Origin of the sequence: Microbulbifer flavimaris, assembly GCF_001641755.2 — a bacterium.
GTDB lineage: Bacteria > Pseudomonadota > Gammaproteobacteria > Pseudomonadales > Cellvibrionaceae > Microbulbifer > Microbulbifer flavimaris.
In genome coordinates this window covers 1-252 of record NZ_LRFG02000026.1, presented here as the reverse complement: position 1 = coordinate 252, position 252 = coordinate 1, and the positions used below count along the sequence as shown (strand labels likewise).

The 252-nt window shown below is 54.0% G+C and carries 1 protein-coding gene; it reads left to right on the top strand.

Annotation, left to right across the window (positions count from 1 at the left end; translation table 11 throughout):
- Positions 1–252, top strand: a 252-nt coding sequence (locus tag AWR36_RS16005; protein ID WP_141398554.1) for a DUF302 domain-containing protein, incomplete at both ends; no start/stop codon positions are given.

Here is a 252-nt window from a genome sequence, read left to right as displayed (position 1 = left end):
AGGTTGGTCTGACCATTCCAGCCAATCAAGTGCTGATCTTCGGCAACCCCGCGATGGGTACGCCCGCTATGCAGATTGATCCGCGTGCAGGATTATTCTTGCCGCTGAAAGTGCAGGCATACGAGGACGAAAACGGTCAGGTTTGGTTGGCCTATGAAGACCCCAAAGAGACTATGGATGATCTAGACGGTGTTGATGCATCCCCGGTCATTGAAAAGATGCGGGGGGCGCTGGCAAAGCTGACGTCTATCG